The sequence below is a fragment of the Leptospira fluminis genome, assembly GCF_004771275.1.
Lineage (GTDB): Bacteria > Spirochaetota > Leptospiria > Leptospirales > Leptospiraceae > Leptospira_B > Leptospira_B fluminis.
The window spans coordinates 148,010-166,875 of record NZ_RQEV01000010.1 but is presented as its reverse complement, the minus strand read 5'-3'; the positions used below and the strand labels follow the sequence as shown (position 1 = coordinate 166,875).

Below are 18,866 nucleotides of genomic sequence, written 5' to 3'. Positions count from 1 at the left end.
GGTTCTTTTATGGAATCGAAATCGTCGTTCAAGTTTGCCCGGGGTCGCGGAGGGAAAGCGTTCCTTATCCTTCTCGTTTCGGGTGTCATGCTATCCGCTTGCGGAAAGGAAAAGGAAAAAGAACAGGCAGTTCCCGAAGCGGGGGGGAAAGGGATCGGTCCGGTTTCTTCGGTCGTTCTCGGTCCTATCGACGAGGCTACCGTTGAAAAAGGGAGGAAACAGTTCGAGACCAAATGCAGTGCATGCCATAAATTCGAAGAGAAAGTCGTGGGTCCTGCACTAAAGGGCGTAACGGAAAGAAGAACTCCTGAGTGGATCATGAACATGATTTTGAATCCAATAGAAATGACTCAAAAAGATCCGATCGCAAAAGAACTATTGGCCGAGCATTTGACCCAGATGACGTTTCAGAACGTCAAGGAGTCGGAGGCCCGGGAAATTTTGGAATACTTTCGGAAACTAGATAAAAGGTGAGTGGGATAAAATGAACTATAAAACGTTAATAAAATCAGTATTGCTGATAATCGTAGGGACGACGGCTCTGGCCTTTTGCAAAAAAGGCGCCGCTACCGCGACGTTGGCTTCCGACGCCGCCAAAAAAGTGTACGTTGCTCCGGGGGAGAAGGACGAAGTTTACGCGTTCCTTTCGGGCGGATTCAACGGTCAGATGTCCGTATACGGTATTCCTTCCGCAAGGTTGTTTAAGATTATTCCCGTCTTTTCCGTCTTTCCTGAAAACGGATACGGTTACGACGAGGAAACCAAGGACATGCTCAAAACCACACACGGTTACGTTCCTTGGGACGATAGCCACCACGTGGAAGCCTCTATGACGGAAGGTAAGCAGGACGGAAGATGGTTATTTCTGAATGCTAACAACACGCCTAGGTTGGCCCGTATAGATCTGAAAGCTTTCGAGACGAAGGAGATTCTGGAAATTCCGAATTCCGCCGGAAACCACGCATCCCCGTTCGCCACCGAGAATACGGAATATCTGATGGCGGCCACGAGATTCTCGGTTCCGATTCCTCAGAGTAGCGTTCCGATCGAGAACTTTTCTAAAGGAGATTTTAAAGGGACCGTTACGATGGTAAAGGTCGAGCCTAAGACGGGAAGATTGTCCATCGAACTCCAGGTTTTGGTTCCGGGTTTCGACTACGATTTATCGCACTGTGGAAAAGGGAAATCCCACGACTGGTGTTTCTTCACGAGCTATAACACGGAACAGGCCTATAAAATGCTGGAAGTCGGAGCTTCCAAGAACGACAAGGATTATATCCTAGCGTTCAACTGGGTTCGTGCTAAACAGTGTCTCGACCAAGGAAAAGCTACTGCGCATTCCGGAGAATATTATCGGAACTACCTTCCGGAGAACAAACCGGTGGTATCCGAGAAGCTCAGCGGGGTCAAGATGTTACACCCGAAAGATTGTTCCGGTATGATGTATTATCTGCCGACTCCGAAAAGCCCTCACGGTACGGACGTGGATCCTACGGGAGAATACATAGTCGGTGGCGGAAAATTGGCGACGGTGATTCCGGTGCACTCGTTTACGAAGTTGATGGAAGTAAAGGATAAGCCCGAGCACAGAACCGCCGAAATCATGAATATTCCGGTTTTGAAATATGAGTCCACTTTGGCGGGGGAAGTCAAAAAGCCCTGTCTGGGACCCCTGCACACCGAATTCGACGGTCAAGGCTACGCATACACTTCCTGTTTCGTAAGTTCCGAAGTGGTAAAATGGGAACTAGGCACCTGGGAAGTGGTCCAACACCTTCCGGCTTATTATAGCGTGGGACACTTGTCCATCGTAGGGGGAAGTTCCAAGGAACCGTACGGAAAATACCTGATCGCGTTGAATAAGATCACGAAAGACAGATATTTGCCGGTAGGGATGGAACTCCCTCAAAGCGCCCAACTTTACGATATTTCGGGAAGAAAAGCGGAGCTACTATCGGATTTTCCGACCGTAGGAGAGCCTCATTATTCCCAAATGATCCCGGCGAAGCTATTGATGGATAAGGCCGCGAAAATCTATCCTTTAGAGGAGAACAAGCACCCACACGCGATCAAAAGCGAGAAGGAAGCCAGAGTGGTCCGCGAAGGAAATACCGTACGGGTATATATGAGCCAAATCCGTTCTCACTTCAAGCCTGATACTATCGAAGTAAAACGGGGAGATACCGTGTACTTCCACATCACGAATTTGGAACAAGACTTCGATATTCCGCACGGATTCGCGGTAAGCGGCGCTCCGGAAATGCCTAACCTGTTGATCATGCCGGGACAAACCAGGACGTTCAAATGGAAAGCGCCGAATCCGGGGATCTATCCTTTTTACTGCACCGATTTCTGCTCCGCTCTGCACCAGGAGATGCAGCAGTACATTCGGGTAACTCCTTAAGGAAAATAGAATATGAAATCGTTTTTTCTTAGGAAATTGAACGATAAAAACCGGCTCCTAGTAATAGGAGTCGGTCTCGTTCTGGTCGGAGTCTTCTTTGCTCCGATTTGGCACATATCCCTGGAGGCCCCCCAATATCCGGAGGGTTTAGGGATGCAGATTTGGGTGAATCGGGTCATTGGATCCACTCCTTACGATTTAAAGAACATAAATTTACTGAATCATTATATAGGAATGCAGGAGATCGTTTCCGAGTCCATTCCGGAACTTCTGTTCATGCCGTACGTTCTCGGATATCTGATTTTCGGAGCGCTCGTGACGTTTTTCTATCCAAGAATCTGGATGGTATGTCTCGGGATCTTCAATTTCGCCGTCTTAGGAGCGGTGGGATTCTACGATTTTTGGAGATGGGAATACAATTACGGTCATAACCTGAGTCCCGAAGCGCCTATCGTCGTTCCGGGGATGGTTTACCAACCTCCTTTGCTGGGGTGTAAGGAAATGCTGAATATTACCGCATGTAGTTACCCTTCCATAGGCGGCTTAATTTTGTTCGCTGCAGTCTTCACTCTTCTTTTCGTACTTTGGCGGGAGAGAAAGCGATTTTCGGATGAAATTTGACGGGATGAAAAAATTTTTCCCCCTTGCCTTGATCGTTCTTTATGTTTCCTGCATACGTAACGAACCGATCCTGCCTGAAATCGGAAGGGAAAAATGCGCGCACTGTTCCATGTCGATCGTGGATCTGCGTTTTCATTCCCAACTGTTGACCGAAAAGGGACGAAGATATTATTTCGATTCCATAGAATGTCTTCGCGCTTACGAAAAGACGAACTCTCTTCCGGTGAGATCGAGCTGGGTCGCGGACTTCGAACATCCGAAAAAGATGATTGTCGCTTCCGAAGCTGTGTATGTGCGTTCTTCCGAAATCCGATCTCCTATGGGGCAAGGGATGCTCTCGTTCTCCTCTAAGGAGAGGGCGGAGATTTTTTTGAAGAATCGCGCGGGGGAAATCATTCCTTAAGAAAAATAGAATGAACGGACTTTATGAAACGATTTTGGACGGGATCCTTTCCCGGAGGAATTTGACGAAAGCGGTTTTCGTTTTGGTTTTTTTGACCCAAGCGGAGATTCTTGCCAAGGAAATTCGGGTATGTTCCTCCTGTGAAATATCCACGATCAAGAAGGCGATCGAAATCGCTTCCGATCAGGACGTTGTTCTTTTGAAATCCGGCTATTATTCCGAAGCGAATCTGATATTAAACAAGGGATTGTCCGTCGTCGGAGAGCCGGGAGCCGTCGTGGACGGGAAAAAGAAGGGACATGTGTTCGACGTGCGGGCAAACAATGTTTCGATTCGCGGAATCAAGATCGTAGGTAGCGGAATCTCGGACACCGCCGAATATGCGGGCATACACGCGGAGAAGGTCAAGGATTGCGTGTTCGAAAAGAATCGTCTCGAAGGGGATACGTATTCGATTTATCTTGCGGAAGTCGACGGCTGCAGGATTTCCGGAAACGAAGCGATCGGAGACGCAAAAAACGAAGTCTCCGGCGGGAACGGCATCCATCTCTGGTCCTCTAAGAACGTTCGTATCGAGGGAAATCGGACGGAAAAGCATAGGGACGGGATCTATCTGGAATTTTCCTCGAATCTGAAGATAGAGAACAATTTCTCCACTAGAAATATCCGGTACGGAATGCATTTCATGTTTTCCTCCGACAACGATTTTCGAGGGAACGAATTTACGGAGAATTCGGCCGGGGTGGCCGTGATGTACAGTAAGAATATATTGGTGGAAAATAATAAATTTTTAAATAACTGGGGAGACAGCTCCTACGGAATACTGCTAAAGGAGATTTCGGATAGCGTATTCGTAAGGAACGAATTCTCGAAGAACACCGTCGCGATATTCTCGGATGGATGCAATCGGAATTACTTCACCCACAATCGGATCTTCGAAAACGGTTGGGGGATACGCGTATTGGGAAATAGCGACTCGAACATCTTCGCAAGAAACGATTTCAAAGGGAATGTCTTCGACGTCAGCACGAATACGAAACGAACAACTAACGTGTTTTTCGAGAATTTCTGGGAATCGTACAAAGGATACGATTTGAATCGGGACGGTTTCGGGGATGTCCCGCACAAGCCGGTGCATTTTTTCGGTTACTGGGTGGCGGTGTATCCTTTTCTAATGCTTTTGTACGATTCACCCGTCGTCCTTTTTTTGCAAGGAATCGAAAGAGCGTTTCCTATCGTAACGCCGATCGATTTTGAGGATCTTAAACCTTCTATTCGGGAGAATCTATGATTACCTTGAAGAACTTGAACGTTTCCTACGGGAAATCGACCGCAGTGCGCGACGTTTCCTTCCGCGCGGAAAAAGGGAGTATCCTTTCCGTCATAGGACCGAACGGATCCGGAAAAAGCTCCCTTTTGAAAGGAATCTTAGGACTCGTCACCGTATCTGGAGGAAGCATAGAATTTCAGGACGAGAAAGATGAATCCTATTTTGGAATATCAAGAATAGGATATATGCCCCAAGTTCCTTTGTTTCCCAAGAATCTGACGGTGTCCGAATTGATCGATTTTTTTGGACGACTGGAGCCTTTCGACAAGGATACATTCGCTCATTTATTCGCGACCCTCGGCTTGAAGTCCGAGGAAAATAAGAAATTCGGATCCCTCTCCGGCGGAACGAAGCAAAAAATGAATATTCTACAATGCTTCTCGGTCAAAAAATCGGTTTATATCGTGGATGAGCCGACGGCGAGTCTGGATCCGTACGTTTCCCACATACTAAAGGAGATCCTCATCGCGAAGAAAAGCGAAGGTTCTTTGGTTCTATTTTCCACCCATATATTAAACGAAGTGGAGGAACTTTCGGATCGATTTTTATTGTTATCCGAAGGGACTCTTCTCATAGACGATTCTCCTCGGGCTTTTCCGGAGAAGCGGGGTTGTGATACTCTCCAATCCTCGTTAATGGATTTTTGGAATCGGGAATACGGCAAAAAGAAGTGAAAGAAATCTTATTATTCGAGCTCAGGGAAAATATCCGTAGCAAGTGGATTTTTCTATTTTCGGGAATCCTCGCCTTAGGCGTTGGAATCGTGAATTACTTCGGGGACGAAAATTCGACCCGTACGATCGCGAGTCTTACGAACGTGATCCTACTCGTCGTTCCCCTGTTTTCCATTACGTTTTCCGGATTGGTTTTTCTCGAATCGCTTCCGTTCGCGGAATTGCTACTTTCCAAATCCGTATCCAGAACCAGTTACTTTCTCGGAAAATATCTGGGTATTTCCCTTTCGCTTTTGATCGGACTCGCGGTAGGCATCGGAATTCCCGGAATTCTTTCCTTCTATTCCGATCTCCGCTTTCTACTTCTATTCTGTGAGTTGATCGGATTCGGCGGAGTGCTGATTTTTATCTTCGTATCCTTGGCGTTTCTTCTCGCGACCTTCCTCAAGAGGGGAGAATGGATCGTTTCGGGCGCTCTATTCGTTTGGCTCTACTTCTTTATCTTTTTCGATTCCATCGTTTTCGTTTTAAGTCTTTATCTGGGAGAATACCCGATAGAAGTCCCGTCGATCATCATCATACTGTTGAATCCGATCGATTTGATCCGAATCCTCATGATATTGCAGACCAAAACCTCCGTTCTCCTGGGATTTTCCGGAGCTTTTCTTTTGAACTCCCTCGGTCCTTATTTATTGGTCTGTTTGTGCGTTCTCTTCCTATCCGGATGGATCGCGCTTCCCCTTTGGATCGCTTATCGGAGATTCCTGAAGCGAAATTTCTGAATCGGCTCTTGCGAGTGGAAATGTCAGGGGTATCTTTCGGAGTTTCTCCTGGCCGTTCTTGCCCTGTATTTTCTTTCGCTTTCCCAGATCAACTCCGCACTGATCGGACAATGGTCGGAGAGGCCCATTTCTTCCGGAGGGTTTCCGTCGAATTTTCCGTCGTCCGCCTTGAATTTGAACTGACGAAAGGATGAAGTATTCCATTCCATATCCGTAATTAAATAATCGATAAACCCTTTTTGGTGCTGCCAACAATCCGAACTCGCCTTATGGTTCGCGGATCTCAGGAAAAGTTCCCCTTTCAGAAGGTTCCAGGACGCTTTCTTCGACTTTAGATTTTCGTTAAAGTCTCCGATCAGAACGAATCTTTTCCTGTGGGAAAGGATTTCTCCCAATGCTTTCAGTTGTTCGTGGCGTTCGTATTGGTCCTCGTTGCTATGCCCTGCCTTTAGGTGTACTACGATCACCGTAAGTTTTCCTAACGGTAGGGAAAATTCCGCCATGATCCCTTTCCTAAGACCGGGACGGAGGGACAATTGGGGAAGTTCGCTTAACAAAGGGGTAGGTAGGGATTTTTTCCAACAAAGGCCTACCTCCTGGGAATATCCGTGGGTTTTGGTCGCCGCGCAGCCGTAATTTTCGGTAGTGACCTTTCTCAGAGCGGATTCGTTTTCAATTTCCTGGAATCCTATGATGTCCGGAAAATTCTGAAGCACCGTATCCCTCAAGATTGCAAAGTCGGAAGGCTTTCTCGCGCGACGATTTGGCGGAAATTTCGTCCGATCCCCTTCTTCGTCGTAGAGAAACATCGCGTTAAAACCGGAAATTACCAGCGAGGAAGGGGAGTTTTGGGCGTAAATCGGATCGGATTTCGATCCGGAAGCAAGTAGCAGCAGGGCAGTGGAGAAAAAAAAGAGGCTTGGGAGGGAGAATCTCCGATTTTTTTTAGCCCGAATTCCCATGAAAATCGTCCTTCTATTTTAAGAATGCTGCAAGTTTTCAAGAACGACCGTTCTGATCTTTTGCGTATAGAACGCTTTTCGCGACTCTATCGAAGAAGAAAACTAGAAAAAGAGACTCTCTCGATTTCCATTTTTGATCTGCGAACAGTTGATACTTAGTCTCAAACGGACCGAAGAAGAATCGCTGAATCTACGGGGTTTTTAGGCGTTTACTTGCAATTTTAACCCAAGCCGAAATCTTTGTTCCAAACCTTATTTTGGACTCAAACGGGACTTTTCACGAATGAATAAGAAAGCTTTGAAACTTTCGGTTCCGCTCATTGCTATTGCAGCGGTGGCCTACCTGATTTTTTCTCCCTCCAAATACGTAGGCTATTCGCCAGATCAGCCTATTCCATTTAACCACAAGATACATGCCGGGGACAATAAGGTAGATTGCCGTTATTGTCATACGGGTGTGGAAACGGGAGCTCATGCTACCGTTCCTAACACTTCGACTTGTATGAATTGCCACTCGATGGTGGCGACAGAAAAGCCGGATATCAAGTTCTTGATCGAAACGTACCAGAAAAAGCAACCCTTGGAATGGGTGAAGGTGCATGATCTTCCTGATCATGTTCAATTCAATCACTCTCGCCACATCCAAAGGGGAGTCGATTGCTCCCAGTGTCACGGCAATGTGGCCGAGATGGTGAAGGTTAAGCAGGTCGCGTCGTTGAACATGGGATACTGCGTGAATTGTCACCGGGAAAACAACGCTCCCACCGACTGTTCCACCTGCCACAGATAATCAGGAGAAAGCATAACCAGATGGATAATAAAAATTTCCAGAAAGAAAAGAAAGCGCATTGGCTCTCCTTCGAACTCCGAGGAAAAACCGAAGAGACGAAGGAACTCCAACGCTCCGAATTCTTCACTTCTCCGGATCCTATCATAGCGAGGATCAAATCCGGCGAATTCGATCGTAAAACATTCCTAAAATTGATGGGCGCAGGAGTCGCGATGACTTCCTTAAATTGCGTCCGTAAACCCGTGGAAAAAATCGTTCCCTATGTGGACCTGAAGGTGCCCGACGAGGGAGAAACCTACGATTTCGTAAAACACGGACATTCCTATTACTATGCGACCGTTCATAACGGAAACGGAATTCTGGTTAAATCCAGAGACGGTCGCCCCCTAAAGCTGGAAGGAAACCCGGATCACCCTGTTTCCCAAGGCTCCCTAAGTGCAGCGGCACAGGCTGCGATTTTTGATCTTTATGATCCGGACCGCGCACAGGATCCGGCTTCCATCTCAGGCGGAAAAGAGACCAAAATCGATTGGGCTACCTTGGACGCGAAAGTCAAGGAAGCGCTGAACGCAAATAAAGGGAAAACGGTTATAGTTACCAGACCCCTGGATTCTCCTTCCACAAAGGAACTCATCGGAGAATTCCTAAAAGCGATCGGAGGCGGGAAGCATTACGAAGTTTCCGTTACCTCTTCGGAAGAAGCTATATCCAAAGGACAGGCGGCATCCTACGGGAAGGCTCTCGTCCCGAATTACCGTTTCGATCTCGCGAATGCGGTTCTTTCCATCGATTGCGATTTCATGGGCGGATGGATTTCTTCCCAAGAATACCAAAAGGATTTTTCCAAACGCAGGAACCTGAGAAACGGCGGAAAAGAAGTGAACTTCTTTGTCGCTGCGGAATCCGTTCCCACTGTCACCGGTTCCAACGCGGACCTTCGCCTTCCGATCCGGCCCGGAGATCAGACTAAGTTTGCCCTGGCAATTGCGGCGGCGCTTTCCGAATTGGGAGCGAACACGAAGGATGCTCTGAACGGCGCGACCTTATCCGGCCTCGCCGGCGAATTGGGACTCGATGCGGAAAACATCAAAAAAACCGCAAAGGCTCTCTGGCAAAACAGAGGAAAATCCCTCGTCGTTGCCGGCGGACTTTCCGCGACAACGAAGGATGCGGTCGATCTGCAGGTCCTGGTGAACTATCTGAATTCGGCGTTGGATAACGACGGCAAGACCGTCGATCATTCCAGCCCGAAAAAGGAAGGATTGGCGAATTATTCCGGAAATCTAAAATCCCTTACCGACGAATTGAAACAAGGAAAGGTAGGCGTTCTTTTCCTCTACGATACGAACTTGGTTTACCAGGCCGGAGAGACTTGGAAGGATTCCCTTCACAAGGCCGCTTTGGTCGTAAGCATTTCCGATCGTGCGGACGAGACCGCTTTGGCTTCCAATTATCTCGCACCCACCACTCATTTCTTGGAGTCTTGGGGAGATGCGGAAGTCACCAAAGGGATCTTCTCCATCCAGCAACCGGCGATTCGCCCACTTTTCCGTTCCCGTTCCTTCGAGGATAGCTTGATCGCGTTTGCCGGCGGTTCTTTGGGCGGAGAAAGTGTTTATTACGAATATTTGAAAAAGGCTTGGATTAAGAAATTAGGATCCAAGCAAAAATGGGAAGATCTGCTTCGCGTAGGAACTACGGTCAAGGCTTCCGAACGGAAAGCTGCGGCCGGAGCTTCTAGAGGGTTCAACCGCGCTGCGTTGAAAAAGGTCTCCTCGTCTCCTGCGGGAGCGCGTCTGGCTCTTTACGAAAAGATCTCCATCGGAGACGGAAAGGGCGCCAACAACTCGCTCTTACAGGAGCTCCCGGATCCGGTCACGAAGGTTACGTGGGACAATTACGTCCTTCTTTCCCCGCAATTGGCAAAGGAAAAAGGAATCCAATCCAACGACGTAGTCATCCTGAAAACCGATAAGCAATCCATAGAATTGCCGGCTCAAGTCCAGCCTGGAATGCACAAGGATGCGATCGGAATCGCCGTCGGTTACGGAAGGACCGCAGCCGGTGTCGTAGGAAACGGAGTCGGGAAGAATGCATACGCGTTGTCGGAAGACGGAGTCTTTTCCGGAATCGCTGTGACTTCCATCGAAAAAACCGGCAAGACCTATAAGCTGGCCTGCACGCAACACCACCACATGATGTCTCCCGGATTCGGATATCCGGACCGTCCTCTGATCCAATCCACTTCCATCGAAGACTATCGCCAAGACCCGGCTTCCGGAAAGGCGGAGTCCGAAATTCCGAAGATCAAAAAAGACGGAAAACTCGTATATGCGGTAGGGGGAAACCCCGTCCACGAATACCCCGGATATCGCTGGGGAATGAGCGTGGATCTCACGGCTTGTACCGGTTGTTCGGCTTGTGTCATCGCCTGCCAAGTGGAGAACAATATTCCCGCGGTAGGAAGGGACGAGGTTCGCGTAGGTCGCGAAATGCATTGGATCCGCATCGATCGTTATTATATCGGCGATCCGGATAAACCCGAAGACCTGCAAGTGGCTCACCAGCCGGTCATGTGTCAGCATTGTGAAAACGCTCCTTGTGAGACCGTATGTCCGGTGGCAGCCACCGTTCACGGATCGGAAGGAACCAACGATATGATCTACAACCGCTGTGTAGGAACCCGTTATTGTTCCAACAACTGTCCGTTTAAGGTTCGTCGTTACAACTGGGCACAGCACTGGTACAATGAAACCGGCGCGCAAAAAGGCGCAAGACCTCCTCGGTATCTGGGACTCAACCCGGAAGTCACCGTTCGTGGTCGCGGGGTCATGGAAAAATGTACCTTCTGCTCTTCCCGTATCGCTGAGAAGAAGATCCAAGCCAAGAATGAAGGTCGTACTCTGAAGGACGGAGAACTGAAGACTGCTTGTCAACAGACCTGCCCGGCGGACGCGATCAGCTTCGGAAACGTAAACGACAAGGCTTCCGAAGTCGCCAAACTGAGTGCGGATCCCAGATCCTATCGCTTGCTAGAATATCTAAACGTCGGTCCCGCGGTCGCTTATCTGACCAGGGTCAGAACCAAGATCTAATCCGGAGTAACGAAGCGCTATGTCCATACCTAACGCAATCAAAGAAGCCCTGGATATCCAGCCCCTGGTCACCGGCGGTAAATCCGTCCGTGACGTAACGGAAGATATCTTACGGCCGGTAGAGGCTTTCCCCACTTCTCTTTGGTGGAAAACCTTTCTCCTGGCCCTCACCATCACAGTAATCGATCTAGCTATCATCGGATACCTAGTGTATGAAGGTCTTTATATCCTCGGGATCAATAACCCGGTGGGTTGGGGATTCTTTATCGTCAACTTCGTGTTCTGGATCGGTATCGGTCACGCCGGGACTCTGATCTCTGCGGTCTTGTATTTGTTCCGCCAGGAATGGAGAACGGGGATCAACCGTGCCGCGGAAGCGATGACCATCTTTGCGGTCTTGACCGCCGCCTCCACGTTGATCATCCACATCGGACGTCCCTGGATGGGATACTGGCTCTTTCCGTATCCGAATGAAAGAGGACCTCTTTGGGTGAATTTCCGCTCCCCCTTGATTTGGGATACGTTTGCGGTTTCCACCTATTTGACCATCTCTCTCGTCTTTTGGTATATCGGATTGATTCCGGATATCGCGGCCGTTCGGGATCGCGCGACCGGAAAAGTCCGTAAGATGGTCTATGACATCCTTTCTTTCGGGTGGGTCGGTTCCAATAAGGCTTGGTCCCATTTGGAAACCGTAGCCATGATTTTGGCGGCACTCTCCACTCCTCTGGTTCTTTCGGTGCACACGATCGTGTCCTTCGACTTCGCGGTGTCTATCCTCCCGGGTTGGCACACGACCATTTTCCCGCCGTACTTCGTCGCCGGGGCGATTTTCTCCGGTTTTGCCATGGTGGTAACTCTAATGGTGATCGCGAGAGAGGTCTTCAATCTCAAGGATTACATCACCATGAAACACCTGGAGAACATGAACAAAGTGATCATGGTCACAGGTTTGATCGTGGGACTCGCATATTCCACGGAGTTTTTTATGGCTTGGTATTCGGGCAACGAATACGAAGGATTCGCTTTCGTGAACCGTGCCTTCGGACCTTTCGGTTGGGCATACTTCATCATGTTCAGCTGTAACGTGTTCGCTCCTCAGGTATTCTGGTGGAAGAAATTGCGGACAAGCATCCCGGTCATGTTCATCATTTCCATCATCGTCAACATAGGAATGTGGTTCGAACGCTTCGTGATCGTGATGACCCTTCATCGAGACTTCCTGCCTTCCAGTTGGGATGTATACGTTCCGACGGTTTACGATTTTATGATGCTTCTCGGAACCTTCGGTATTTTCTTCACGCTCTTCCTCCTGTTCTGCAGATTGCTTCCGGTGATCGCCGTTGCGGAAGTGAAGACCGTTATGCCGCATAAAGACGGAGGCCATCATTAATGTATCTTCCACGTAAAGAACAATTCCATACTTTCGAAGAGACCACCTCCGGCGTATTCGGTCTTTTCGATACACCCGCTCAGATCATCGAGGCAGCCAAGAAAACCAAGGACAAAGGATATACCGGGTTCGATTGCTTTACTCCGTATCCTGTTCACGGCTTGGACGACGCGATGGGATTGTCCCGCTCCGGATTGCCCTGGGTCACTTTCATTATGGGAATCTTCGGGTGCGTCACCGGTTTCGGAATGCAGTATCTGACTCACAAGTACGATTGGCCTTTGAATATCTCCGGTAAGAGCTTAAACGCTTGGTTCGCTTATATTCCCATCACTTTCGAATTTACCGTCTTTATGGCGGGGGTTTCCACTGCGGTGGCAATGTTCATTCTGGCCAAGCTCCCGAAAACCAATCGAAAGGTCCTGCATCCGGATATCACGACCGATAAGTTCGCACTTTGGATTCCTTCCAATTCCGCGAACTATTCCGAAGGTTCCGTGACCGAGTTCATTAAGGGTCTCGGCTCTAAATACGTCGAGACCGTGAAATAGGAGAAACGAAATGATTTCCCTGAAAAAGTTTTTCAACCTTTCTTTCGCTGCCCTCCTAATTTGGAACTGCGAATCAAAGACCCCCCCCATGGAATACATGCCCGATATGGCGGATTCCGTAGCACGGGAAGCGCAGGAAGAGGATTCCTTTTTTGCAAACCGTTCCGCGGTTCGTCTTCCTCCAAAAGGCGCGGTCCCGGTGGGATATTATCCGTACGAATACAAAGGATTGGATATTTCCGTGATTCCGAACAAAGGATTGGCGAATCCGTTCAAAGCTGATTTTGCCAACCTCAAACGCGGCGAGGATAAATACCAAACCTATTGTAGTCCTTGTCACGGAGTCCGAGGAGCCGGAAACGGTTTCGTAGTCGGGCCAAGTCCTAGATTGAACGCGGGACAAGGAGACGGTAGCCGTATGGCCGCTCTTATTTCCGCTTCGGCAAAGGCCTACTCCGACGGACAAATTTATCACGCAATGACGGAAGGAAAAGGGCGCATGAACAGCTATGCTTCCCAAATCGCTCCCGAAGACCGTTGGAAGATCGTCCTGTACATCCGTAAGCTCCAGGACTACGACAATAAGACCAATAAGGAAACGGCTAAGAAATAATGGACGTTAAGGTAGAACAAAACCTCATCAACTATAAGCTGGATTCCAAAACCAGGACCGCTCTGATCGGAATGATCGTCGTCGGTCTCGTCAGCCTGGCGATTGCCGCATTCGGATTGGGACACGAGAATCTTCGTCACGAAGGTGGACATTCCAATCCCGCCTGGTCTGCGTATCTGGTCGGAACCTTCTTCATTTTAGGAATTTCCATTTCCGGAATCTTCTTTACGGCTCTCGGCCATATCACAGGAGCTCATTGGCCGGTAACTCTCCGCAGAATCACGGAAGGTTACGGGATGTTCCTTCCCGTAGTCGGAGTTCTTTTCCTGATCTTGATCGTCGGCGCTCATGATCTGTACGAGTGGACCCACGAGGAAGCCGTGGCTCATGATCATCTTTTGCAGCACAAAAAGCCTTTGCTGAATATGGGATTCTTTAGCGGAATTCTCGTCTTTTTAGCTCTGGCTTGGTCCACGTTCGGATATCTTTTCTATAAAAGATCCGTTGCCCAGGATAAAGATAAGGACGTAAAGCATACCAAGTTCAGCGCGAGACTTTCGGGCGGGTTCCTGGTTTTCTTTGCGCTTTCCTTTTCCCTAGTTTCTTTTGAAACGATCATGTCCCTGACTCCTCACTGGTTTTCCACCATGTTCGGAGTCTATTGTTTCGCCGCCGCGTATCAGGCAGGTTTGTCTTCCTTCGTCGTAGCGGCTTACTTCCTGAAAAAGAAAGGCTTTTTGGGAAATCTGGTAAACGAAAATCATATCCACGACTTGGGTAAGTTCATGCTCGGTTTCACCGTGTTCTGGGCTTATGTGGGCTTCTCCCAATTCATGCTGATTTGGTACGCGAATATTCCGGAGGAGACGTTCTTCTTCGAGCAGCGTTTGACCGGAGGTTGGGAATATTTGACTCTCGCCATTCCGGCGATCAAGTTCGCGGTTCCTTTCCTTCTCTTATTGAACCGTCCGAACAAGCGAGACATCGACTTCCTTGTCAAGGTTGCGCTTTGGATTCTGTTTACCCAAGCCACAGAGATCTTCTGGTTGGTATATCCCGCGAACTTTGTGGATTTCTCTCTGGGCGGGTATATCGTAAGTTTGGGAACCGTGATCGGAATGGTAGGCCTCTTCGGTTTCGTTCTTCTGAAACGTTTGGAAAAGGCTCCGCTAATTCCCGTCGGAGATCCGAGGCTGGAAGAATGCCTCCATCACCACCAATAGAGGAAAAGGATCTATGAAAAAAGCAGTCATCAATATCGCGATCCTAGGAACTTTGGCTCTAACAATGGGTGCCTGTTCCAACACGGCCCAAGTCGTAGGCAATTTGAATTGTCCGACTCTGGAAAAAGGACTTTCACCGAGCGTAGGAATTCTTTCTGACGAAAACCAGAATCCGACGATTGTAGGAAATCTACCGGTCGGAACCGTGGTCAGAGTTTACGATTATAGAAACCATGCGATTCATCCTAGACCTTTGGTCCGGATCAAGACGGAAAAGACGGAAGGGTGGGTGAGTCCTACCTGTCTGGTGGTGAACCAGAATCCGGAACTTTCCGTCTTCAAGTGGGGATACCGTAAGGACTATAAGTATTTTTACGAACCGGAAGACTTGGATCATTATCCGAAAGGATACGAATACGAGGAATACAAGCATCTTCCTAAGGAAAAGATTCCTTTGGCGGAATTGGCTCCTGAATTGAAGGAAAAGAAAAACTAAGGTTTGGATAGCGGCCGATTTTGCCGCAAGATCTTTTATCCGTTTCAAGTATTTCCAAAACCGCCCTGCCGGACGGATCGTTCGGTGGGGTTTTTTTTATTCCGAGTATGCGCGAAGGATTTCTGTTTTCCGTTTTCTGGTAGCCGGATCCTAGGAATTCCTGTTAGATTAGTTTCGGTTTTGACAATCTTATGTTGAAAAAGCTTTTACTCTTAACCCTTGCGGTTCCGTTTTTTTCCTGCGCATCCCGATATTTCGTAGCCGGGCCGAAAACCGCTCCGGAAATTCCCAAGGTAGGTCGGAACGTACGGGTCGCTTATCTAGGCTTTCACGTTTTTCGAGTGTCTTCCCTGAAAAATCCGGACGGTACGATCTCTTTCGAAGTGGTACAGATTCCCGAAAAGCGCACCTTGAAGAATCCCTCTCTGGGAAGTTTTCCCGAGCTAGTTTGGACCAAACCTCCGGAGAATAGAAAGGATGTCTCCCAAGAAAGGATTCAATCCTTCGCTAAATTCTATCTCTCTAAGACCGGGCCATCCGGAATCAAAGAGCTGGAGAAATTTTTGGAAATCTCTAAGGACAAGGAAACCTATCGTTTTTCCATGAGAAGCCTTCCTTTCGATTATTACGTTGTCGGAATAAACACTCCACTGGAAAGCTCCGGCAAAATCTTTCGGAATATGGTGACCATATTCTCCAATCTCTTTAGTGTCGCAACGATAGGAATTCTCCCGGCATACGAGTCCTTCGAAGCCTCGACGACGGTGAGGATCTACGATGGAAATCTGAACTTATTGAAGGAATTCGTCTACGACACGGACTACACCGTACTCAGGGCGCTTTGGATCTCGGCCAATCCTCCGGAATGCAAGATCGGAAATCTGGATTGTCTAGGAATGTCCGGCCCCACGATCCGTCCGAATCCTTCCGTCGTATTCGAAGGATCGAGTCCTTTGATCAATCGGGACATAGCGGAAACCTTGGGATCCCTCAAATAGAACTTTTCCGTTTTTTGAAGATGTTTTGTGCGTCTTATATATCACACGGGACACCGGACCTTTTTACCGCTATGCATCCGTTTTCGGTCGAATGGTCTTGCCAAATTTCAAGACGGATTTAACTTTTAAAAAATGAGATTCATCCATAGAATTCTTTCCATATTTCTAATACTCTCTTTCCCTGCATCTTTGGCGGCCCAATCTTTATGGGATAATCTGAATTCTATGGTTCCGGACGGAAGCGGTTTTATCTACAGTTTCGATCCGAATAAAAAGACGGCGGCCTTCGACAAGAGCGTTTTCTTCCTTTCCGATTACCTGTATAGGGATCTGTTTTACATCACGGATCTGGATCGGAGGATCGAAGACGAATATAAGTTCAAAATCGTTTCCGCAGTGCTGCACAATCTGACCGAAGATAATCCGCAGGTTCTGATCTTTAAGAATTATCTCGAAGGGAAATCATTGAATGTAGCGATCCGTTTAGTGACGAACAAGGAGAATCCTTCCGAAAGGGCCATCCTTTTCATGACGAACCTCATGCAGGGAGGAAAGTTGGCCGCGAATTCCGCCCAGTTGGACGAGTCTTTCGGTAGGATTTTCGTTCTGACTCCGATAGGTAAATTGGTTCAATTGAACGATTTCGCGGATAAGAGAAAGGACGAAAAATTGGATCGGAACCAGAAGGCGGATGCATATCTATTCGACGAAAAGCCGGAAAACGATTCCGAAATTCTTCCCTTATTGACGGAGCACCTAAAGGAGGAAAAGGATCCGTATAAATTCTTTGTCGGAAACGTGACGATGGCGCAATATTATCTTTCTTTAAATCGATTCGACGAAGCTAGATCCTGGATCCAGAAAGCCGAAACGCTTAGGTTAAAGACCGAAGGAACGGACATGAGTTGGGACGTTCCGCTACGATTAGTGACCTTTAACTACAATTATTTGAACTCTTACGAACCCGGCTTGAAGAGAATCTCCTCCGAAGGAAAAGCCGATTCCGGAGATTCTAAGACGGATTCTAAGACAAAGAAAAGGCAAAAGAAAACGGATTGAACCGAGATTTGCTCCGTACGTCCGGCGCGGAATCGATGCTCCCACAACGGAACTTCTTAACGAAAGATGTTCGGTTTCCTCTTCGAAGCGACTCCAGGAGTAAACCTACTTGCCTAAATCCGGCGCTTCGTAAGTTTGGGGGGATGCGTTTTGTCTCCCTTCTGCTTTTCTCGAATTTACTTCTACTATGTTTCTCTCCTCCTTTGTCCGCTTGGGGTTCTCATTACCTGATTATCGATCGCGTTTTAGAGCATTCTTCCGCCGCATTCGCCGGTCGGGAGGTCGACGCCGAGGAACTGGAGGATTTCGTTTCGAAGGAAGCGGGAGGACTCAAGGAAGTTTTTGACGGATATTATCGTTGGCTGGAAGTGAAAGGAGCAAAGCGTTTTAAACCCCAAATTCTGGATGCGAATGTCGCAAAAAAGAGACCTTTGCAGGAATTCCTGAAAGCGGCTAGGCTTCGTCCGGCGCATAGATTTTATTCCGTGAGACGTCTTCTCCCGAACGAAACCGCTAAATTCGGATTCGTCGATCGCTTCAGGGTATATCCGTACTTGGAAAAGCGGGAAATGGGCCGCTATTTTTTCGAGAACGTAAAAGGGAAAAAGATCAGCGTTCGTTCGATTTTAACGACTTACGTGGACGAGCCGGATTGGGGAATGGACCACGAACTTTGGAATATACCGGAATACGGTTACGGAACCCAACCGTTCGGGAATCCGAGAGGGGAGAGTAGCAAGGCTCCTTTTCATATGCTTTTTCGCCACGAGAATTTCTTCGTCAAAACTTTTGCGCCGGAGATGTCTACCGGAAGTATGTTACCGGAACGGGTGGAATTGTTCCGGAGGCTTTCCGAATTTGCGGGAAAAACCGGTCATCCGTTTTGGGAATATAGATTCGCAGCTTGGGTATGTCATTACGTGCAGGATATAGGGCAGCCCTATCATTCTAAAGCGGTTCCTTCCGCAGGATATTATTATTATTTAAAGTTTGCCTTGAATTCCGCGGAGAACCGGGCCAAAATCAAAAAGGAAACGACTCAAATCGTGGCGAACCGTCATTTTATCTACGAGGATTTTGTAGCGTACGGACTTTACAAATCCTATGCTACTCAGGATCCGATTTTCGAAAATCTGAAGGCGTATCTGAGTTCCGGGGATCCCTTTTTGACCGGAGTAAATTCCGTGGACGATCTATTATCGAAGGAAGGGGAACTCGCAGCGGACCATTCTCCCTTGATCGACTCCACCATCGTGAAAGTGTTCGGAAAAAAACGGACTACCGATCCGACCTATGATCTGGAACGGGACCCGGAATACGAAATCTCCGGAGTGGTCCGCGGGATCGATTCGGAAAAGGGGAACGAGCTGGCTAGGGAAACCGGAAGGGACTTTCGGATTACGGCCCAATCCACTCGAACGGTCTTGATGTTGATCGGAGTTTACGGAAACAAGAAGTGAATGCGGAGAATC

The 18,866-nt window shown here is 48.2% G+C and carries 18 protein-coding genes; 17 read left to right on the top strand and 1 reads right to left on the bottom strand.

What is annotated here, in order from left to right:
* Positions 1-87 precede the first annotated feature (87 nt).
* From EHO61_RS09610 to EHO61_RS09580, 7 genes are read left to right on the top strand one after another with little or no spacing between them, the layout of a single operon-like run.
* Complete coding sequence (locus EHO61_RS09610) at positions 88-474, top strand: c-type cytochrome (RefSeq protein ID WP_246032083.1); 387 nt, start codon at positions 88-90, stop codon at positions 472-474.
* Positions 475-484: 10 nt separating this feature from the next.
* Complete coding sequence (gene nosZ, locus EHO61_RS09605) at positions 485-2,404, top strand: Sec-dependent nitrous-oxide reductase (protein ID WP_135813385.1); 1,920 nt, start codon at positions 485-487, stop codon at positions 2,402-2,404.
* Between the two features lie 12 nt (positions 2,405-2,416).
* Positions 2,417-3,025, top strand: a complete 609-nt coding sequence (locus EHO61_RS09600) for a hypothetical protein (protein ID WP_135813384.1) — start codon at positions 2,417-2,419, stop codon at positions 3,023-3,025.
* 4 nt (positions 3,026-3,029) lie between these two features.
* Positions 3,030-3,428: a nitrous oxide reductase accessory protein NosL gene (locus EHO61_RS09595; protein ID WP_246032067.1), complete on the top strand. Its 399-nt coding sequence runs from the start codon at positions 3,030-3,032 to the stop codon at positions 3,426-3,428.
* A gap of 10 nt (positions 3,429-3,438) precedes the next feature.
* On the top strand, positions 3,439-4,719 hold the full coding sequence (locus tag EHO61_RS09590) for a nitrous oxide reductase family maturation protein NosD (protein ID WP_135813382.1): 1,281 nt from the start codon (positions 3,439-3,441) through the stop codon (positions 4,717-4,719).
* Entirely contained in the window at positions 4,716-5,432 is a 717-nt protein-coding gene (locus EHO61_RS09585) for an ABC transporter ATP-binding protein (protein ID WP_135813381.1), read from the top strand. The genes EHO61_RS09590 and EHO61_RS09585 overlap by 4 nt, the downstream gene beginning before the upstream one ends.
* Entirely contained in the window at positions 5,429-6,214 is a 786-nt protein-coding gene (locus EHO61_RS09580) for an ABC transporter permease (protein ID WP_135813380.1), read from the top strand. The genes EHO61_RS09585 and EHO61_RS09580 overlap by 4 nt, the downstream gene beginning before the upstream one ends.
* Before the next feature lie 23 nt (positions 6,215-6,237).
* On the opposite strand, the gene EHO61_RS09575 is transcribed toward EHO61_RS09580, so the two are convergent.
* Entirely contained in the window at positions 6,238-7,176 is a 939-nt protein-coding gene (locus EHO61_RS09575) for an endonuclease/exonuclease/phosphatase family protein (RefSeq protein WP_135813379.1), read from the bottom strand.
* A gap of 283 nt (positions 7,177-7,459) precedes the next feature.
* Between EHO61_RS09575 and EHO61_RS09570 the strand changes: the two genes are divergently transcribed.
* From EHO61_RS09570 to EHO61_RS09525, 10 genes are all read left to right on the top strand, one after another.
* Complete coding sequence (locus tag EHO61_RS09570) at positions 7,460-7,966, top strand: cytochrome c3 family protein (RefSeq protein ID WP_135768081.1); 507 nt, start codon at positions 7,460-7,462, stop codon at positions 7,964-7,966.
* 20 nt (positions 7,967-7,986) lie between these two features.
* Entirely contained in the window at positions 7,987-11,061 is a 3,075-nt protein-coding gene (locus EHO61_RS09565) for a TAT-variant-translocated molybdopterin oxidoreductase (protein WP_135813378.1), read from the top strand.
* A gap of 25 nt (positions 11,062-11,086) precedes the next feature.
* A complete protein-coding gene (nrfD, locus tag EHO61_RS09560; protein ID WP_135813481.1) occupies positions 11,087-12,454 on the top strand; it encodes an NrfD/PsrC family molybdoenzyme membrane anchor subunit in 1,368 nt (455 codons plus the stop codon).
* On the top strand, positions 12,454-13,005 hold the full coding sequence (locus tag EHO61_RS09555) for a DUF3341 domain-containing protein (RefSeq protein WP_135813377.1): 552 nt from the start codon (positions 12,454-12,456) through the stop codon (positions 13,003-13,005). Before nrfD ends, EHO61_RS09555 begins: the two co-directional genes overlap by 1 nt.
* Before the next feature lie 19 nt (positions 13,006-13,024).
* Positions 13,025-13,618 (top strand): c-type cytochrome, encoded by a 594-nt coding sequence (locus EHO61_RS09550; protein ID WP_210415333.1) that lies wholly within the window; start codon positions 13,025-13,027, stop codon positions 13,616-13,618.
* A complete protein-coding gene (locus EHO61_RS09545; RefSeq protein ID WP_135813375.1) occupies positions 13,618-14,841 on the top strand; it encodes a hypothetical protein in 1,224 nt (407 codons plus the stop codon). The genes EHO61_RS09550 and EHO61_RS09545 overlap by 1 nt, the downstream gene beginning before the upstream one ends.
* 13 nt (positions 14,842-14,854) lie before the next feature.
* A complete protein-coding gene (locus tag EHO61_RS09540) occupies positions 14,855-15,337 on the top strand; it encodes an Lsa16 family lipoprotein adhesin (RefSeq protein ID WP_135813374.1) in 483 nt (160 codons plus the stop codon).
* Positions 15,338-15,528: 191 nt separating this feature from the next.
* Positions 15,529-16,335 (top strand): Lp29 family lipoprotein, encoded by an 807-nt coding sequence (locus EHO61_RS09535; RefSeq protein WP_167884844.1) that lies wholly within the window; start codon positions 15,529-15,531, stop codon positions 16,333-16,335.
* A gap of 132 nt (positions 16,336-16,467) precedes the next feature.
* Positions 16,468-17,394 carry a hypothetical protein gene (locus EHO61_RS09530; RefSeq protein WP_135813373.1) on the top strand — a complete coding sequence of 309 codons (927 nt, stop codon included), beginning with the start codon at positions 16,468-16,470 and terminating at the stop codon, positions 17,392-17,394.
* A 143-nt stretch (positions 17,395-17,537) separates the two neighbouring features.
* Positions 17,538-18,854 (top strand): phospholipase C/P1 nuclease family protein, encoded by a 1,317-nt coding sequence (locus tag EHO61_RS09525; protein WP_135813479.1) that lies wholly within the window; start codon positions 17,538-17,540, stop codon positions 18,852-18,854.
* Positions 18,855-18,866 lie beyond the last annotated feature (12 nt).